The organism is Cryobacterium sp. Sr8 (assembly GCF_004403225.1).
Lineage (GTDB): Bacteria > Actinomycetota > Actinomycetes > Actinomycetales > Microbacteriaceae > Cryobacterium > Cryobacterium psychrotolerans.
This window is the reverse complement of sequence record NZ_SOHO01000044.1, coordinates 30,541-47,348: the sequence shown is the minus strand read 5'-3', so window position 1 is coordinate 47,348 and position 16,808 is coordinate 30,541. Positions and strand designations below refer to the sequence as shown.

The 16,808-nt window shown below is 69.5% G+C and carries 18 protein-coding genes; 11 read left to right on the top strand and 7 right to left on the bottom strand.

Annotated elements, in window-relative coordinates:
- Positions 1-19: 19 nt before the first annotated feature.
- From E3T54_RS09870 to E3T54_RS09860, 3 genes are all read right to left on the bottom strand, one after another.
- Positions 20-742 (bottom strand): hypothetical protein, encoded by a 723-nt coding sequence (locus E3T54_RS09870; RefSeq protein WP_166804883.1) that lies wholly within the window; start codon positions 740-742, stop codon positions 20-22.
- Between the two features lie 126 nt (positions 743-868).
- Positions 869-2,182 (bottom strand): MFS transporter, encoded by a 1,314-nt coding sequence (locus E3T54_RS09865; protein ID WP_198414459.1) that lies wholly within the window; start codon positions 2,180-2,182, stop codon positions 869-871.
- A 5-nt stretch (positions 2,183-2,187) separates the two neighbouring features.
- Positions 2,188-2,652: a MarR family winged helix-turn-helix transcriptional regulator gene (locus E3T54_RS09860; protein ID WP_241977159.1), complete on the bottom strand. Its 465-nt coding sequence runs from the start codon at positions 2,650-2,652 to the stop codon at positions 2,188-2,190.
- A gap of 71 nt (positions 2,653-2,723) precedes the next feature.
- Between E3T54_RS09860 and E3T54_RS09855 the strand changes: the two genes are divergently transcribed.
- The 5 genes from E3T54_RS09855 to E3T54_RS09835 are packed head-to-tail and all read left to right on the top strand — an operon-like array spanning position 2,724 to position 6,929.
- On the top strand, positions 2,724-3,593 hold the full coding sequence (locus tag E3T54_RS09855; protein ID WP_134475522.1) for an alpha/beta fold hydrolase: 870 nt from the start codon (positions 2,724-2,726) through the stop codon (positions 3,591-3,593).
- Between the two features lie 9 nt (positions 3,594-3,602).
- Entirely contained in the window at positions 3,603-4,652 is a 1,050-nt protein-coding gene (locus E3T54_RS09850; protein ID WP_134475521.1) for a biotin/lipoate A/B protein ligase family protein, read from the top strand.
- Between the two features lie 46 nt (positions 4,653-4,698).
- Entirely contained in the window at positions 4,699-5,034 is a 336-nt protein-coding gene (locus E3T54_RS09845; protein WP_134475520.1) for a hypothetical protein, read from the top strand.
- A 35-nt stretch (positions 5,035-5,069) separates the two neighbouring features.
- On the top strand, positions 5,070-5,993 hold the full coding sequence (locus E3T54_RS09840; RefSeq protein ID WP_134475519.1) for a site-specific DNA-methyltransferase: 924 nt from the start codon (positions 5,070-5,072) through the stop codon (positions 5,991-5,993).
- Positions 5,994-6,005: 12 nt separating this feature from the next.
- Positions 6,006-6,929 (top strand): LLM class F420-dependent oxidoreductase, encoded by a 924-nt coding sequence (locus E3T54_RS09835; protein WP_134475518.1) that lies wholly within the window; start codon positions 6,006-6,008, stop codon positions 6,927-6,929.
- Between the two features lie 52 nt (positions 6,930-6,981).
- Here E3T54_RS09835 and E3T54_RS09830 read toward each other — a convergent pair whose 3' ends face one another.
- Positions 6,982-7,395, bottom strand: coding sequence for a hypothetical protein (locus E3T54_RS09830; protein ID WP_134475517.1), 414 nt, complete (start codon positions 7,393-7,395; stop codon positions 6,982-6,984).
- A 72-nt stretch (positions 7,396-7,467) separates the two neighbouring features.
- Complete coding sequence (locus E3T54_RS09825) at positions 7,468-8,163, bottom strand: NAD(P)H-binding protein (protein WP_134475516.1); 696 nt, start codon at positions 8,161-8,163, stop codon at positions 7,468-7,470.
- 130 nt (positions 8,164-8,293) lie between these two features.
- Between E3T54_RS09825 and E3T54_RS09820 the strand changes: the two genes are divergently transcribed.
- The 3 genes from E3T54_RS09820 (at position 8,294) to E3T54_RS09810 (ending at position 10,958) form a co-directional block, all read left to right on the top strand.
- On the top strand, positions 8,294-9,124 hold the full coding sequence (locus tag E3T54_RS09820) for a M15 family metallopeptidase (protein WP_241977158.1): 831 nt from the start codon (positions 8,294-8,296) through the stop codon (positions 9,122-9,124).
- A gap of 110 nt (positions 9,125-9,234) precedes the next feature.
- Positions 9,235-10,224 carry an amidase domain-containing protein gene (locus E3T54_RS09815; RefSeq protein WP_166804882.1) on the top strand — a complete coding sequence of 330 codons (990 nt, stop codon included), beginning with the start codon at positions 9,235-9,237 and terminating at the stop codon, positions 10,222-10,224.
- Positions 10,225-10,283: 59 nt separating this feature from the next.
- On the top strand, positions 10,284-10,958 hold the full coding sequence (locus tag E3T54_RS09810; RefSeq protein ID WP_166804881.1) for an amidase domain-containing protein: 675 nt from the start codon (positions 10,284-10,286) through the stop codon (positions 10,956-10,958).
- Between the two features lie 17 nt (positions 10,959-10,975).
- Here E3T54_RS09810 and pgm read toward each other — a convergent pair whose 3' ends face one another.
- Entirely contained in the window at positions 10,976-12,592 is a 1,617-nt protein-coding gene (pgm, locus tag E3T54_RS09805; protein ID WP_134475512.1) for a phosphoglucomutase (alpha-D-glucose-1,6-bisphosphate-dependent), read from the bottom strand.
- A gap of 35 nt (positions 12,593-12,627) precedes the next feature.
- Between pgm and pheA the strand changes: the two genes are divergently transcribed.
- Positions 12,628-13,557, top strand: coding sequence for a prephenate dehydratase (pheA, locus tag E3T54_RS09800; RefSeq protein WP_134475511.1), 930 nt, complete (start codon positions 12,628-12,630; stop codon positions 13,555-13,557).
- 112 nt (positions 13,558-13,669) lie between these two features.
- On the opposite strand, the gene E3T54_RS09795 is transcribed toward pheA, so the two are convergent.
- Positions 13,670-14,674, bottom strand: coding sequence for a diacylglycerol kinase family protein (locus E3T54_RS09795; protein WP_134475510.1), 1,005 nt, complete (start codon positions 14,672-14,674; stop codon positions 13,670-13,672).
- A gap of 49 nt (positions 14,675-14,723) precedes the next feature.
- Between E3T54_RS09795 and serS the strand changes: the two genes are divergently transcribed.
- On the top strand, positions 14,724-15,995 hold the full coding sequence (gene serS, locus E3T54_RS09790) for a serine--tRNA ligase (RefSeq protein WP_134475509.1): 1,272 nt from the start codon (positions 14,724-14,726) through the stop codon (positions 15,993-15,995).
- Positions 15,992-16,795 carry an HAD family hydrolase gene (locus E3T54_RS09785; RefSeq protein ID WP_198414458.1) on the top strand — a complete coding sequence of 268 codons (804 nt, stop codon included), beginning with the start codon at positions 15,992-15,994 and terminating at the stop codon, positions 16,793-16,795. The genes serS and E3T54_RS09785 overlap by 4 nt, the downstream gene beginning before the upstream one ends.
- Positions 16,796-16,808 lie beyond the last annotated feature (13 nt).

Sequence of the window (16,808 nt, the reverse complement as noted above, 5' to 3'; positions counted from 1 at the left end):
GCTGAGGCGAGCGACTCGGCTATTTGGCTGGGGATGGGGTGTGAGTTCGAGTGCGTCGCTGCCCGATGAGCAGGAGTACGGCAGTCACGGGCCCCCACAGCACGAAGATGAAGCCGGGGCCGAAGCCCTCCGGACCGACGAGGACGCTGGAGAGGGCGAATGCGCCAGCAAACACGGCAAGGCCGGACATCACCCAGTGCCCCCACAAGTCGCTGTTGGCCAGCAGCCACGCGATGAGCAGGACTGAGATCCCGAGGAGGACAGAGGCGGGGGCATGGAGTCCGTCACGCGAGAGTACCGCCGCCTGAGCGAGTCCGGGATCGAGGTCGTCGCGGAGCTTGCTGGCGCTCCTGTCGGCTGCCATGACGGGCCACAGGAGGGCACCCTCGGCGCCCACGTAGATGGCCGTCGCGGCTCCGGCCAAGGTGGTGGACAGGATGGCTGCGAGGTCCAGCCTCCCGCACGCGGCACGGACGACGGACACCAGCAGCACCAGGAGGATCACCCATTGCCCGATGAACAGCGTGGTGTTCAGAGGGATGCGGGAGACGTTGTCGACGTAGAAATCGATGAACTCCTGGTCAGGGGCGCCGAGCGCTGGGGATACGGGCCGGAAGCCCGCAATCGCCTCGATGACCCAGAACCACGGCAGCAGGCCCAGCCCCGCGACGGCCGCGACCAACCCTGCCCGCCGCCGCACCGCGGTCACGGCGGCTTCACATTCCTGAGGCGCAGCAAGCATCGGGCAGCCTTCCAAAGGATCGACGGGCGTGTCCATCGTACCCGCACACCGAGTTCAGCCCGTGGGTGGGCAGGGCGATCCGGACCGTTGATGCCCCCTCCTCACTCCATGCTCCCACCGGGAGGCTTAGCGGGGGGTGGTTGCCTCGACGATGGCGATCTCCCGGGTTGCCGTCTCGCGGTCGCGGCCGGCCCCGTCGTGCCGCACGAGCAGCCGCGGCGTGCCGCGGGGGCGGAAGCGCACGCGCAGCCGGCGGTACTTGATCATCCAGAACAGCACGGCTGCGGCGGCCAGGATCCCGGACAGGGCGGCGACCCCGAGCCCCCAGCGTGGGCCGTACTGGTCGGTGACCCAGCCCACCAGCGGGGCGCCGAGCGGGGTGCCGCCGGCGAAGATCGCCATGTACAACGCCATGACGCGGCCGCGCATGGCAGGGGTCGTCGTCGTCTGCACGTAGGCGTTCGCGGTCGTCATCAGGGTGATGGCGGAGAACCCGACGAGCGCCAGCGCGATCGCGAAGGCGGCGTAGGTGGGCATCAGGGCCGCAATCCCGCAGGCGATACCGAATGTCGCGGCGCCGACGACCACGAGCCGGAGCCGCGGACGGCTGCGGTGCGCCGAGAGCAGCGCCCCGGCCACCGACCCGATGGCCATGATCGAGCTGAGCAGGCCGAATTCCCCGGCGCCCATCCCGAACTCGACGGTCGCCATCGTCGCCGTGAAGATCGCGAAGTTGAAGCCGAACGTGCCGACCAGGAACACGGTGATCAGCACGACCACGATGTCCGGCCGGCGCCAGACATAGTGGAACCCGGCCACCAGCTGGCCTCGCTCCCGGGATGCCTTCGGTTGCGCGCGGAGTTTCTCCCGGCGCAGCAGCATCATCGCGAGCACGGTTACGGCGAAGGTCAGCGCGTTGATCAGGAAGACCCAGCCCGCACCGACGGCGACGGTGAGGAGGCCCGCGGCGGCCGGTCCGATCAGGCGGGCGCCGTTGAATGACGCCGAGTTCAGCGCGACGGCGTTCGACAGGTTGTCATCGGTGACGAGCTCGGAGACGAACGTCTGCCGTGCCGGCGCGTCGATCGCCGCGACGACGCCGAGGGCGAGGGCGAACAGGTAGACGTGCCAGAGCTCCACCACCCCGGTCACCGTGATGATGCCGAGCCCGAGGGCGAGCATCGCCATCAGGGTCTGGGTGAGGATGAGCAGCCGGCGCCGGTTGAAGCGGTCGGCGATCAGGCCCGACCAGGGCATCAGGAGCAGCTGCGGCCCGAACTGGAGCGCCATGACGATGCCGACCGCGGTGGCATTGTGATCGGTCAGCTCGGTGAGCACGATCCAGTCCTGCGCGGTGCGCTGCATCCAGGTGCCGATGTTCGACACGAGGGCGCCGGCGAACCAGATCCGGTAATTCACGCCGCCCAGGGAGCGGAACATCGCACTCAACTGTCGGCCAGTCCCCTCATGATCAGCGTCGCCTCGGCGAGCACGCGGCGACGCTCGGGGGTGAGGGCGCTGACGCGCGTGGCCAGCCAGGCGTCCCGGCGCATCCGGGTCTCGCGCATGAGCGTCTGGCCCTGCTCGGATGCACTGAGCACGACCTTGCGGCCGTCGTCTTCGGCTCCGGCCCGCTGCACGAGGCCCGCCTCGACGAGGCAGTTGACGGTGCGGTTCATCGAGGGCGGTGTGACGTGCTCGAGTTCGCTCAACTCGCCGAGGGTGAGCGGTCCGTCGACGAAGAGGGTGCCGAGGGCAGAGAACTGGCCGCCGCTGAGCTCGTTCTCCGCCTTCTCCTGGCGGAGGCGCCGGGCCAGCCGGCCGTTGGCGATCCGGAAGTCGTGGCTGAGTTCGGCAACGCTGCTGCGCCGGGCCGGCATCGGGGCGGGGGCAGGGGTCGCGGATTCCATAGGTATTGAGCATAACCAATTAGCATTGCTAAGTATTCCTCTGCGCTGCCGTCTGCTGCCAGAATGACACCGTGCCCACCTTCACGGATGATTACGGCGTCGAGATCACCTACTACGCCTGGCCGGTCCCGAACGCGAGGGCCGTGGTTCAGCTCGCTCACGGGGTGGGGGAGCACGCCGGCCGCTACGCGGACCTCGCGCGGGCGCTCAACGCCGCCGGCTACACGGTCTACGCGGACGACCACCGCGGCCACGGCCAGACCGGACTCGATCAGCACGGAGGAGACCTGTCGAAGATCGGTCGGCTCGGGCCGGGCGGGATGCGCGCGGCCGTCGCCGGCGTGCACCAGCTGAGCGGGATCATCCGCTCCCAGCAGCCGGGGCTGCCCCTCGTGCTGCTCGGGCACAGCTGGGGGTCGTTCATGGTGCAGATGATCATGAACCAGTACCCGGCTGACTACGACGCCATCGTGCTCAGCGGCACGGCGTATCGCTGGCCCGGCTACCTCGACAGCGGCGACCTCAACCGCAAACACACGCACCTCGGCACGACGGGCGTCGAGTGGCTGAGCCGCGACCCCGCGGTGGCCGACGCGTTCATCGCGGATCCGCTCACCACGACGACCCCCCTGGCCCGGCTTTTCGGGCTGCGCGAGGCGGCCCGGATCTTCGGTCGACCGGCCCAGGGGCTGCCGCCCGCCCTCCCGCTGCTGATCCAGGTGGGCGGCGACGACACCGTCGGCGGAGAGCGCAGCGCACGCATGCTCGTCAAGGCATATACGCGGCGATCCGGCCTGCGCGACGTGAGGCTGGTCGTGTACCCCGGCGCCCGCCACGAGGTCTTCAACGAAACCAACCGGGCGGACGTCGTCGCCGACCTCGTCGCCTGGCTCGATGAGCGCTTCCGCGCGCACACGGATGTCGGGGGCCCGGGCGATTAGGCTTGCCCCATGCACGGTGAATACAAGGTTCCAGGTGGCAAGCTCGTGGTTGTCGATCTCGACGTGGTCGACGACAAGATCGTCAACTTCCGGCTGGCCGGAGACTTCTTCCTCGACCCGGACGACGCCCTCGAGGACATCAACGCCGCGGTGAACGGCCTGCCGGTCGGCAGCGACGCCGCGACCATCGCCGCCGCGGTGCGGGGGGCGCTGCCCGCGCACGCGACCCTGCTCGGCTTCTCGCCGGAGTCCGTGGCGGTCGCGATCCGCCGGTCCCTGGCCCAGGCCAGCGGCTGGCGCGACTACGACTGGCAGCTCATCCACTCCAAGCCGGTTGCGCCGATGATGCAGATGGCGCTGGACGAGGTGCTCGCGATCGAGGTCGGCGAAGGACGCCGCAAGCCCACGCTCCGCATCTGGGAGTGGAGCGAGCCGGCCGTGGTGATCGGCAGTTTCCAGTCACTGAAGAACGAGGTCGACCCCGCCAACGCCGCCCTGCACGGCTTCACCGTCGTGCGCCGGATCACCGGCGGCGGCGCCATGTTCATGGAGGCCGGATCGGTCATCACGTATTCGATCTACGCGCCGGTCGAACTGGTCCAGGGGATGACCTTCGCCGACTCGTACGCCTTCCTCGACGACTGGGTGCTCACCGCGCTCAAGTCACTCGGCATCGACGCGTACTACCAGCCGCTCAACGACATCACGAGCCCGAAGGGCAAGATCGGCGGAGCCGCGCAGAAGCGGCTCGGCAGCGGCGCCGTGCTGCACCACGTCACCATGAGCTACGACATGGACGGCGACAAGATGGTCCAGGTGCTGCGCATCGGCCGCGAGAAGCTGAGCGACAAGGGCATCACCAGCGCGGCCAAGCGGGTCGACCCGCTGCGCAGCCAGACCGGCCTGGGCCGCGACGAAATCATCGAACGGATGAAGGACACCTTCATCGAGCTCTATGGTGCGCGTTCCGGCGACATCACCGACGAGGAGTACGCGAAGGCGGCCGAGCTTGTCGTCACCAAGTTCGGCACGGACGAATGGATCACCCGCGTTCCCTGACCGGATGCCGCCCGGCGGACTGCGCGCAGCTCGGTAGACTGGCGGAATGGAGTGGTGGTTTCCGATCGGCCTGGCCGGCTTTGTGCTGCTCGGATACCTGGCCAACCGGCTCGGCTGGATCGACCTTTCGAACAAGAACCATCGCCCTGGCGGCGGCGGAAGCATCGTGAGCATCGGCGACGAGGTCTTCGCGCCCGCTCGGCATGAGGCCGCCATCGAGCTGGACCGCCAGAGCGTGCTCCCGGCGCCCGCGCCCCTCGCCGGGGATCCGGCCGCAGACAAGGTCTACGACGGCCGCATCACCATCCAGCTGCGAGACGACGACCAGCTGCGAGACGACGAGCCGCGAATCGACCGGCGACCGGGGCCGGATCCCAGCTAGCTCCCGCGGGCTATGTCGACTGGCAGAATGAGGGAATGCCTATCGCGTGGTCACAGACGTCTCCCAGCCGCGTCATCCACGCCGACAACCTCGAGGTGCTCCCCGCACTGCCGGACGAGTCCTTCACTCTGATCTACCTCGACCCCCCGTTCAACACGGGCCGGGTGCAGAATCGCCGCACAACGACGTCGGTGCGCCTGCCGCCGCCGGCAAGCCCGGGCAAGGGCGCGCGTGCGGCCGGCACCATCACCGGCTTCAAGGGTCAGCTCTACGAGCGGATCAAGGGCGACCTGCTCGGCTACGACGACCAGTTCGAGGACTACTGGGCCTTCCTCGAACCGCGCCTGATCGAAGCCTGGCGCCTGCTCGCCGACGACGGCACCCTGTACCTGCACCTCGACTACCGGGAGGCCCACTACGCCAAGGTGCTGCTCGACGCGCTGTTCGGCCGGGACTGCTTCCTCAACGAACTGATCTGGGCCTACGACTACGGCGCGAAGTCGAAGAACCGCTGGCCGACCAAACACGACACGATCCTCGTCTACGTGAAGAACCCGGCCCGCTACTACTTCGACTCGAGCACCGTCGACCGCGAGCCGTACATGGCGCCCGGGCTGGTCACGCCCGAGAAGGTCGCGCGCGGCAAGCTGCCGACGGATGTCTGGTGGCACACGATCGTGTCGCCAACGGGCAAGGAGAAGACCGGGTACCCCACCCAGAAGCCGATCGGCATCCTGCGCCGGATGATCCAGGCCTCCAGTCGCGAAGGCGATTGGGTGCTCGACTTCTTCGCCGGCAGCGGCACCACCGGCGCGGTCGCCGCCGCCCTCGGACGCCGCTTCGTGCTCGTCGACCAGAACCCGGAGTCGATCGCGGTCATGCGCACGCGGTTCACGCCCCTGCCCGACGTCGAGTTCCTCGGCCCGCCCGCCCCGGAGGCCGAGCCTGTCGAGACCTGAAACACTGAACCCATGAGACTTCGCATCTTCACCGAACCGCAGCAGGGCGGCACCTACGACGACGTCCTCGCCGTCGCCCAGGCCACGGAGTCGCTCGGCTTCGACGCGTTCTTCCGCTCCGACCACTACCTCGCGATGGGCGACGCCTCCGGTCTTCCGGGCCCGACGGATGCCTGGACCACCCTGGCCGGGCTCGCCCGCGAGACGCGGCGCATCCGCCTCGGCACCCTCGTCTCGTCGGTGACCTTCCGTCCGCCGGGGATCCTCGCGATCCAGGCGGCCCAGGTCGACCAGATGTCGGGCGGCCGGGTCGAACTCGGCCTCGGCACCGGCTGGTTCGAGAGGGAACACCTCGCCTACGGCATCCCGTTCCCGCGGAAGCGCTTCGGCATGCTCGAGGAGCAACTCGAGATCGTCACCGGACTGTGGGAGACCCCGGTCGGACAGAGCTACAGCTTCGCCGGCGAGCACTACAGGCTCGTCGACTCCCCGGCGCTGCCGAAGCCCGTGCAGGCGCGCGTTCCGGTCATCGTCGGCGGCGGCGGGCGTAAACGCACCCCGGCCCTGGCCGCCCGCTTCGGCACCGAGTTCAACCTGCCGTTCCCCGAGTTCGCGGACATTCCGGGCAAGTTCGCCGGCGTCCGCGCGGCCTGCACGGCCATCGGCCGCGACCCGCACGAGCTCGTCTACTCGGCCGCCCTGATCGCCGTCGCGGGGCGGGACGAGGCAGAGTTCGCCCGCCGGGCCGCCGCGGTCGGCCGCGAGCCGGCCGAGCTGCGCCAGCACGGCGTGGCCGGCACCGCATCCGAGATCGTGGACCGGCTGGGCGCCCTCGCCGCCGACGGCGTGGAGTGCGTCTACCTGCAGATCATGGATCTGTCCGACCTCGACCACCTGGACTTCATCGCCCGCGAGGTCGTGCCGCAGCTGGACTGATCCCGACTGGCCTCGACCATCGGTGGTCGAGCTTGTCGAGACCCCGGCCCGATCACCGGTGGCCGGGCCCGTCGAGGCCCGGTGCCGATGGACGCCGCCGAATGCTGATCCTGTCGTAGGACCGCTCGAGGATCGCATCCGTCGGCCATCCCGCGATGAGGGCCAGTTGATCCCGCGCGAGCCCCTCGGCGTCTGCGGGATCCCAACCCTGGGCGGAGAGACCGGATGCGAGTGCAGCGACGTAGTCGCCGACCGTGAAGCCGGGAATCTCAGCGATCCGCGCAGTTGTCGTCGCGCGCTGGGAGCTCAGGCCGGCGAATGCGCGGGAGCAGCCGCAACCGGACTCCGGGTGGACGCTGTCGCACGCGCACGGTTCCTGGATCGTCACCAATTCGCCTTCGACGCACCAGTGGTAGTCGTCGTCTCGAGTGCCCTGGGACAGGGATGTCGCCACGAGAACGTTCATGTCGCTTCCTCTTTTGTTGGGATTCATTGCGACCGTTCTATCGGCACCGTCCGACATTCCTCGTCGTCGGTGCTAGCCCAGCGCCGCCACGGCGTCGGCGACGGGAACCGTGCCCGAGAGCAGGTGCAGCACCTGCCGCGTGCCGGCGCCGGTTCGCACCAGCTCGGCGAGCACGGCTGCGACGTCGGCGCGAGGAACGGTCCCTCGCGGCTCGGACCGGCCGGGCTCGAGGTGTCCCGGGCCGGTGAGGTCGAGCCGCACGGCCCCGGTGCCCGGGTCGTCGATGAGCCCGCCGGGGCGAACGATGGTCCAGGCCAGCGGGCGCGCGGCGAGATCCTCCTCGGCGGCCAGCTTGGCCCGGAGGTACGCAACGAAGTCGGCGGGCACCGAGTCGGGCACGGCACCGCCCCGCACCGATTCGACCCCGGTCGAGGAGATCTGGATGAAACGCGGCACGCCCGCGGCCTCGGCCGCGTCGGCCAGCAGCACGGATGCGCCGAGGTCGACCGTCTCTTTCCGGGCGTCTCCGCTGCCGGCCCCAGCCCCGGCGGCGAACACCGCAACATCCGCGCCGGACAGGACCCGGGCCAGATCAGCGACCGAGGCGCTCTCGAGGTCGAGCACTACTGGAGCCGCGCCGTCGACCATGAGGTCGGCGCCCTGCGCCTCGCCCCGGATCAGCCCGGTCACCTCGTGCCCGTCCCGAACCAGCGCCCGGGTCAGGTGTCGGGCGATCTTTCCGTGTGCACCAGCAATGACAATACGCATCTCACCGACAACCCGGTGCGGCCACCGTTCATTCCCCTCGGCGGTGCAGCTCACCGGAGCGGGCCGTTCCGCCTTCGCCGACGCGGGCGGCGCCGGTTGCCGCCGCGCGGCCGAGGGTAGGCTCGACCTCGTGCCTGACCAACGCCTGCCCGGTTCCGGCCCGGGAGGGCGGTGGCGCGTCCGCCGCGCCGTCGTGCTCGTGCCGGTGGCGGTCGTCCTGGCTGCCGGCGCCCTGATCGCCGGCGTGCTCTCCGCGTCCGCCCCCGCGTCCCGCAACTCCCCGGCGCCCAGCCCCGCGTCGGCCGAGCCGCCGCGGCCGGCGCCGTCCGCCGCGCCGACCGCGGTGCCGACGTTCGACCGGGGCGCCCGGTCGACCGACGACCCGGCCAGCCTGTGGGTCGTCGTGAACAAGAGACGTCCGCTGACTCCGCCGGACTTCGCCCCGACCGACCTCGCGGATGTCCCGGTGCCGCACGTGTACGAGCCGAGGCTGCGGCAGGAGGCATCCGTCGCAGCCGTGGCGATGTTCGCGGGCATCACCGAGGCGACCGGACTCCGCCTGCAGTCGCAGAGCGCCTACCGCGGCTTCGAGGCGCAGACCCGGGTGTACGACCGGGCGGTGCGCGCGAACGGACAGGCGTCCGCGGACGCCGCCATCGCCCGCCCCGGCTCGAGCGAACACCAGACCGGCCTGGCCCTGGACATCAGTTCGGTTCCGTCACGGTGTGCCCTGAGTGCCTGCTTCGCCGACACCCCGCACGGACGGTGGCTCGAGGCGAATGCGTGGCGCTACGGGTTCCTGCTGCGCTACCCGGCCGACAAGGTCGCCATCACCGGGTACGAGTTCGAGCCCTGGCACTTCCGCTACATCGGGGTGCAGCTGGCGGGCGAAATGCACCGCACCCGCGTGAGCACACTGGAGGAATTCTTCGGACTCCCCGCGGCGCCGGACTACGACTAGCGACGGGTCCGCCGCACCGGCGCCCATGGGTTTCGGATGCTTCGCACAGGGGTTTGCCATGGGGCGATGTTTACCTTTTGGGTCCCCTCCCCCCGAACAGAGACGATTTTGTGCGCCTGAATTCACCCCGAGACACCCGCAACCGGCCCCGCCACTCCACCGAGAGGCCCCGCGAGAAGCGGCACATCCTCCTCCCCGGAAGCATCATCGCAGCCAGCAGTGCCGTCGCCCTGTCGGTCGGCCTGGCCACCGGCGGAGGCGCGATCGGTGCGGTTTCCGAGCCGGGACCCTCGGCCGCCGCGGGCAGCGCCCCGGCCTGGCAGCCGGAGCCGATCGTGCGCAGCAGCATCATCGCGGCCAATGGCACCTCTGCCGGCTCCGTCGCCGGAGGCACCGTCGTGACCGTGACCGGCGCGGACCTGAACAAGGTGGCCAGCGTGAACTTCGGCGCCAACCCCGGCACGGTCGTCTCGGTCACGAGCGACACGGCCACCCTCAGCACCCCGGCCTCGACGCGCCTCGGAGCCGTCCCGGTGGAGCTCTTCGACGCCGACGGCGTCGCCGTACCCGTCCACTCGGCCGCGACTCCGTCCCTGGCCACCGCGCCGCTGAGCTTCCGCTACATCCCCGACCCGAAGGTCGCCGCGCAAACCGCCTATGTGCTGGCCCACTGGAAGGACTACAACTCCGCCGAGTACGGCCGGCTCCCCGGTAACGACTGCGTCAACTTCACCAGCCAGTCGCTGATCGCACGCGGCTGGACCATGGATGCCGAGTGGTCGTTCAACGCCGGAACCAGCCAGTACAGCGCGGCCTGGGCCAGTTCCACGGCCTTTGCCGCCTACCTGGCCGCACATCCGAACCGCGCCACCGCGCTCGGCGACGACCGGCGCGCGCAGGTCAAGGTCGGGGACGTCGTGCAGTTCGACTGGAACAGCTCGGGCGACCGCGACCACACCGGGATCGTCACCCGCGTCGAGAAGACGGGCGGCAGCGCGCGGATCTACTACGCCAGCCACACGATGGACAACGACTTCAAGTCTGTCGACGAGTCGCTCGCGAACGCCGGAGGAACGGTCTCATACTGGAGTATCACCTAAAGGCGGACCCGCATCCGCAGCCGACCAGGTGAACTCACCCCCAATGAATCGAGGATATCGTGGCGCTCTCCCGGCCCATCCGGATCGGCCTCGTGGCGCTCGCCGTCGGCGGCCTCATCGCGGGAGCGGCAGCGCTGACCTCGGTTGTGGTTGCACAGGATTCACCCTCCGCCGGCCGGGCGGCCACATCGGTGCCGACGGATACCGCGACCCCCCGAGCCACCCCGGACAGCCCGAACGCGCCGGTCCCGGTCGACCTCGCCGTACAGAAGCAGCTGGCCTATGCGCTGGCGCACTGGAAGAACTACAACGTCGCCGACTACGGGGTCGTCACCGGAAACGACTGCGTCAACTTCACCAACCAGTCGCTGATCGCGCGCGGCTGGGAGATGGACGCCGAGTGGCGCACCGCGGGCACCGGCTCCAGTTTTTCCTTCTCCAAACCCTGGGTGAGTTCGACCGCGCTGATGCGCTACCTCGCCGACTCCGGCCGGGCCACGGCCCTGACCGACGCCCAGCGTGACCAGGTGAAACTTGGCGACGTCGTGCAATTCGACTGGGACAAGTCGGGTGACCGCGACCACACCGGAATCGTCACCCGCGTGGAGAAGACCGCGGCGGGCGTGCAGATCTACTACGCCGGGCACACCGACGACAGCGACTACCTCTCGGTCGACTACGCGATCACGACGAAGCACCCGGGCGGCCGGGCGTACTACTGGAGCATCCCCTAGCGCGGGTCTCGACGAGATCAGGCGATCGCCGCGTCGACGATCGCCTTCGCCTCGACCTGCACCTGCTTCAGGTGCTCCGGGCCGAGGAACGACTCCGCGTAGATCTTGTAGACGTCTTCCGTGCCGCTCGGCCGGGCCGCGAACCAGGCGTTCTCGGTGACGACCTTGACCCCGCCGATGGCCGCGCCGTTGCCGGGCGCGTGGCTGAGCTTGGCGATGATCTTCTCGCCGGCCAGCTCGGTGGCCGTGATGGCGTCGCCGTCGAGCTTGCCGAGCTGGGCCTTCTGCGCCGGCGTCGCCGCGGCATCCACCCGCGCGTAGGCGGGCGTACCGAAGTGCTCGGCGAGTTCGGCATAGCGCTGGCTCGGCGTCTTCCCGGTTACCGCGAGAATCTCCGAGGCGAGCAGGGCGAGCAGGATGCCGTCCTTGTCGGTGGTCCAGACCGTGCCGTCGAAGCGCACGAAGCTGGCTCCCGCGCTCTCCTCGCCGCCGAACGCGACCGACCCGTCGATCAGGCCGGGGACGAACCACTTGAAGCCGACCGGAACCTCCCAGAGTTCGCGGCCGAGGAAGCCGGCGACGCGGTCGATCATGGTGGACGAGACGAGGGTCTTGCCGACCCGGGCGTCCGCCCGCCAGCCGTCGCGGTGGCTGTACAGGTAGTCGATGGCGACGGCCAGGAAGTGGTTGGGGTTCATCAGCCCGTCATCCGGGGTGATGATCCCGTGCCGGTCGGCGTCGGCGTCGTTGCCGGTGAGGATGTCGTAATCATCCTTGTGCGCCAGCACGGATGCCATCGCCGAGGGGCTCGACGGGTCCATCCGGATCTTGCCGTCCCAATCCAGGGTCATGAACCGCCAGGTCGGGTCGACCTTCGGGTTCACGACGGTCAGGTTGAGCTCGTACCGGTCGCGGATGGCGCCCCAGTAGCCCACGCTCGCGCCGCCGAGCGGGTCGGCGCCGATCCGGATGCCGCTGTCCTTGATGGCCTTCATGTCGATGATGTTCTCGAGGTCATTGACATAGTTGCCGCGGAAGTCGTAGGTCTCCACCGCGCTCGGCTCGCTCATCCTGACGTCTTTCAGGCCGCCCGCGATGAGCTCGTTCGCGCGGTTCGCGATCCAGGAGGTGGCGTCGCTGCCGGCCGGGCCGCCGTGCGGCGGGTTGTACTTGAAGCCGCCGTCGGAGGGCGGGTTGTGGCTGGGGGTCACGACGATCCCGTCGGCCTCGTCGCCGTTCCCGGCCCGGTTGTAGGCGAGGATGGCGTGCGAGAGGGCCGGCGTCGGCACATAGTCGTCGAATTCGTCGACCAGGGCGCGAACGCCGTTGGCGACGAGCACCTCGAGGGCGGTCGTGTACGCGGGGGCGCTGAGCGTGTGCGGGTCGGTGCCGATGAACAGCGGCCCGGTGATGCCCTGGGCGGCTCGGTACTCGACGATCGCCTGCGTCGTGGCGATGATGTGGTCCTCGTTGAACGCGAGGTTGAGCGAACTGCCGCGATGGCCCGATGTGCCGAAGACGACCCTCTGCGCCGGGATGGAGACATCCGGTTTCAGCGCGTAATACGCGTTGACGAGCGCCTCCGCGTCGATGAGGTCTGAGTCCTGGGCCGGGGTTCCCGCACGTTCATTCATGCCCCCATCTTGGCACTGCAACTAGGCTGTGAGCCATGGCCGAGTCCCCTAATGTCACCTACAGCTTCCTGGGGCCGGTCGGCACCTTCACGGAAGCCGCGCTGGCCCAGGTGCCCGAGGCGCAGGGAAAGCCGTGGCGTGCCGTCAACAACGTGGGCGAGGCCCTCGCGGATGTCCTCACCGGGCGCAGCGTCGCCGCGATGATCGCGATCGAGAACTCGGTCGACGGCGGTGTCTCGGCCACCCAGGACGCCCTCGCCGGCGCCCCGAACCTGCGGATCATCGGCGAATACCTGGTCCCGGTGAACTTCGTGCTCGTCGCCCGCCCCGGCACCGCGCTCGCCGACGTGCGGGTCATCAACGCGCATCCGGTCGCCTACGCCCAGTGCCGCACCTGGCTCGAGTCCACTCTGCCGCGCCACGGCCACATCCCGGCGTCGAGCAACGTCGCCGCGGCGGCATCCCTGTTCGAAAACAGCCAGGCGGATGCCGCCATCGCCCCGCCCGGCATCGAGAAGCACCACGACCTCGACGTGCTGGCCACGGACATCGGCGACAATCCCAACGCGGTCACCCGATTCGTGCTGGTGAGCCGCACGACCGAGCTCCCGGCCAGGACGGGCGCCGACAAGACGAGCGTGATCGTCGAATTGCCCGAGGACAGGTCGGGCGCCCTGCTCGAAATGCTCGAACAGTTCGCCACCCGCGGGGTCAACCTCAGCCTGATCCAGTCGCGGCCGATTGGCGACGCCCTGGGGCGCTACCGCTTCGTGATCGACGCCGACGGCCACATCCTCGACGAGCGTGTCGCCGACGCCCTGCTGGGCCTGCGCCGCTCGAGCCCCAACGTGATCTTCCTCGGCTCGTACCCGCGCGCCGACAAGCGGCCGATCGAGTTCACGTCCCGCTACGACGACGAGATCTTCATCGAGGCCCGCGCCTGGCTCAGCACCCTCCTCCCCTAAACCCCCCTTCCCCTCCCCCTAAAGAACCCCCCTTTTCCTTCCGCGAAACCGCAGTTGTGCGCGTTATTCGGGCGTTTTAGCGCGCACAACTGCGGTTTCGCGGGGAGGAAAGTCAGACGGGAGGGGACCAGGCGGGCACCCGCACGGCCAGCGCCTGCGGGTCCGACCGGAGGAACACCGACCGCACCATCCCGAATCCGTCGCCGTCGAGTTCGAGCGGCTGCGGGCTGTCCAGCCTGATCCGGATGTCGGTGCCGCGGAGCGTTTTCATCATGCGCTGGTTCCCCTTCTCGCGCAGGCGGATCACCTCGCGGCCCGCCGCCGAGCGGCGCAGCACGCCGTTTTCCCACATCACCCGCAGCCAGATCCTGAACCAGCCGCGCACGCCCTTGACCTGCATGATCGCCGTGTCGAGGATGCCGTCGTCGAGCCGGGCGTCGGGCAGGAACAGCATGTTCCCGGTCAGGGTGCCGCAGTTCGCGACGAGGATCGTGCTGATGTGCGCATGCCGCTCGGGACGGCCGTCGAGGCTGTAGCCGATGCGGAAGGGTTTGGCCCGGGGGATGACCCGTGCCCCCGCGTCGACGTACGCGAGCCAGCCGAACTGCTTCTTCAACGACGGCCGGGTCTTCGCGATCATCTGCGCGTCCAGGCCCACCCCGGCCATCACGACGAAGGCGTGCTCGATGGTCCGCCCGCCGGGGGTCGTCATCTCAGCGACGCCGACGTCCACCGGCCTGTCGATCCCCCCGAATGCGATCGCGGCCGACTCGTCGATGCTGCCCAGGGGCAGCCGCAGGTTTCGCGCGAGCAGGTTGCCGGTGCCGAGCGGCACGATGGCCAGGCTCACCTCGGAGCCGCGCAGGGCTTCGGCCACGGCCCGCACGGTGCCGTCGCCCCCGGCTGCGATCACGAGGGATGCCCCGCGGCGCACGGCTCGACGGGCGGCCTCGTTTCCGAAATCCTCGGCGCTCGTTTCGAACCAGAGTGTCGGGGCCCAGCCCGCGGCGGACTGCGCAGCGTGCACGCTCCTCCGAAGCCTGGCCAGGTCGACCTTGATCGGGTTGTAGACGACGGCGGCATACCGGTCGATGCGGGGCGGACCGGAGGCTGTCACGGGGCAAGGCTAGCAAGCCGCCCCGGTTCGCGCTTGTAGACTCGATGCTGTGATTGATCCGGTGCTGTTACGCGAGAATCCTGAGCTCATCAAGCGTTCGCAGGAGGCGCGCGGCGACTCCGTCGCGGCGGTCGATTCCGCGCTGTCCGCGGACGCCGCCCGCCGGGCGGCGATCACCTCCTTCGAGGCGCTGCGGGCCACGCAGAACCAGTTCGGCAAGCGCGTCGCCTCCGCCCCGCCCGAGGAGAAGAAGGCGCTCGTCGCGGAAGCGCAGAGCCTGGCCGCCGAGGTGAAGGCGGCCGGTGCCGCCGCGGCGGATGCCGAGGCGCGCTTCACCACGATCGTGCGCAGCATTGCCAACCCGGTCATCGACGGCGTGCCGTCGGGCGGCGAGGAGAACTTCACCACCCTCCGCACCCACGGCGAGACCCCCACCTTCGACTTCGAACCGCGCGACCACCTGGAGCTGGGCGAGCTGCTCGGCGCCATCGACATGGCCCGCGGCGCGAAGGTGTCCGGATCGCGCTTCTACTTCCTGCGCGGGATCGGCGCTCGCCTCGAAATCGCCCTGATGAACATGGCGCTCGACCACGCGCTCGCGGCCGGTTTCGTCCCCCTGATCACGCCGACGCTGGTGCGGCCGGAGATCATGGACGGCACCGGATTCCTCGGCGAGCACAACGACGAGGTCTACTACCTGCCCGGCGACGACCTCTACCTCACCGGCACCAGCGAGGTCGCGCTCGCCGGCTACCACAAGGACGAAATCCTCGACCTCTCGGCCGAGCCGCTCCGCTACGCCGGCTGGTCGACCTGCTACCGCCGCGAGGCCGGCTCCGGCGGCAAGGACACCCGCGGCATCATCCGGGTGCACCAGTTCAACAAGCTGGAGATGTTCACCTACGTGCTCCCGGAGAACGCCGAGGCCGAACACGATCGCCTCGTCGCGCTGCAGGAGGACATGCTTCAGGCCCTCGGACTGAGCTACCGGGTCATCGACGTCGCAGCCGGGGACCTCGGCTCGAGCGCCGCCCGCAAGTTCGACATCGAGGCGTGGGTGCCCACCCAGGGCGCCTACCGAGAACTGACCAGCACGAGCAACTGCACCACCTACCAGGCCCGCCGCCTCGACATCCGCTACCGCACGGAATCCGGCAAGACCGCGCCGGTCGCGACCCTCAACGGCACCCTGGCCACGACCAGGTGGATCGTCGCGCTGCTCGAGACCCACCAGCAGGCCGACGGATCCGTGCGGGTGCCCGAAGCGCTCCGGCCCTTCCTCGGCGGCCTCGAGCTGCTCGAACCGGTGAGCCGACCGTGACCGACGGGCGCTGGCTCGTCGCCCTCGACATCGACGGCACGACCATGCACGAGGACGGCACGATCAGCGACGCCGTGCTCGAGCAGATCCGGCGGCTCGCCTCGGCCGGCCACGAGGTGATGCTGGCCACGGGGCGGTCCGCCTCCGCCACCCTGCCCGTGCTCGAGCGCCTCGACATCGCACCCCGCTTCGTCGTCTGCTCGAACGGGGCGATCACCCTGCACCGCGACCCGGACGCGCCGACCGGTTACCGCCGGGAATGGGTCGAGACCTTCGACCCGACCGACGTTCTCACCTCGATCCGCTCGCACCTGACCGGCGCGCGCTATGCGGTCGAGGACGAGCACGGTTATTACCGCTACACCGAACCCTTCCCGGATGCCACGATCGGCCTGGACAGCGAACACGTCGACTTCGACCAGCTGCTCCTGCACGCCGCCACCCGGGTGGTTGTCATCTCGCCCGATCACGACATGGAGGAGTTCCTCCAGGTGGTCGAGAAGATGGGCCTCAACCGGGTCAGCTACGCGATTGGCTGGACGGCCTGGCTGGACATCGCGCCCGACGGCGTGAACAAGGCCACGGCGATGGAACGGGTGCGCGAGGAATTCGGGATTCCGCGCAGCCGGGTGATGGCCGTCGGCGACGGACGCAACGATATCGACCTGCTGCACTGGGCATCCGTTTCGGGGCGGGGCGTGGCCATGGGCCAGGCCCCCGCAGACGTGATCGAGGCGGCCGGCGAGATCACGGCCTCGGTTCTCGACGACGGACTCGCGCTCGTGCTCGGCACGCTCTAGACCCGCATGCAGC

Coding starts and splice junctions, on each gene's coding strand:
- pgm (WP_134475512.1), bottom strand. CDS start 12,592: ATGAATGAACGTGCGGGAACCCCGGCCCAGGACTCAGACCTCATCGAC.
- E3T54_RS09865 (WP_198414459.1), bottom strand. CDS start 2,182: ATGTTCCGCTCCCTGGGCGGCGTGAATTACCGGATCTGGTTCGCCGGC.
- E3T54_RS09830 (WP_134475517.1), bottom strand. CDS start 7,395: ATGAACGTTCTCGTGGCGACATCCCTGTCCCAGGGCACTCGAGACGAC.
- E3T54_RS09850 (WP_134475521.1), top strand. CDS start 3,603: ATGCACGGTGAATACAAGGTTCCAGGTGGCAAGCTCGTGGTTGTCGAT.
- E3T54_RS09840 (WP_134475519.1), top strand. CDS start 5,070: ATGCCTATCGCGTGGTCACAGACGTCTCCCAGCCGCGTCATCCACGCC.
- E3T54_RS09845 (WP_134475520.1), top strand. CDS start 4,699: ATGGAGTGGTGGTTTCCGATCGGCCTGGCCGGCTTTGTGCTGCTCGGA.
- pheA (WP_134475511.1), top strand. CDS start 12,628: ATGGCCGAGTCCCCTAATGTCACCTACAGCTTCCTGGGGCCGGTCGGC.
- E3T54_RS09825 (WP_134475516.1), bottom strand. CDS start 8,163: ATGCGTATTGTCATTGCTGGTGCACACGGAAAGATCGCCCGACACCTG.
- E3T54_RS09870 (WP_166804883.1), bottom strand. CDS start 742: ATGCTTGCTGCGCCTCAGGAATGTGAAGCCGCCGTGACCGCGGTGCGG.
- E3T54_RS09835 (WP_134475518.1), top strand. CDS start 6,006: ATGAGACTTCGCATCTTCACCGAACCGCAGCAGGGCGGCACCTACGAC.
- E3T54_RS09860 (WP_241977159.1), bottom strand. CDS start 2,652: ATGGAATCCGCGACCCCTGCCCCCGCCCCGATGCCGGCCCGGCGCAGC.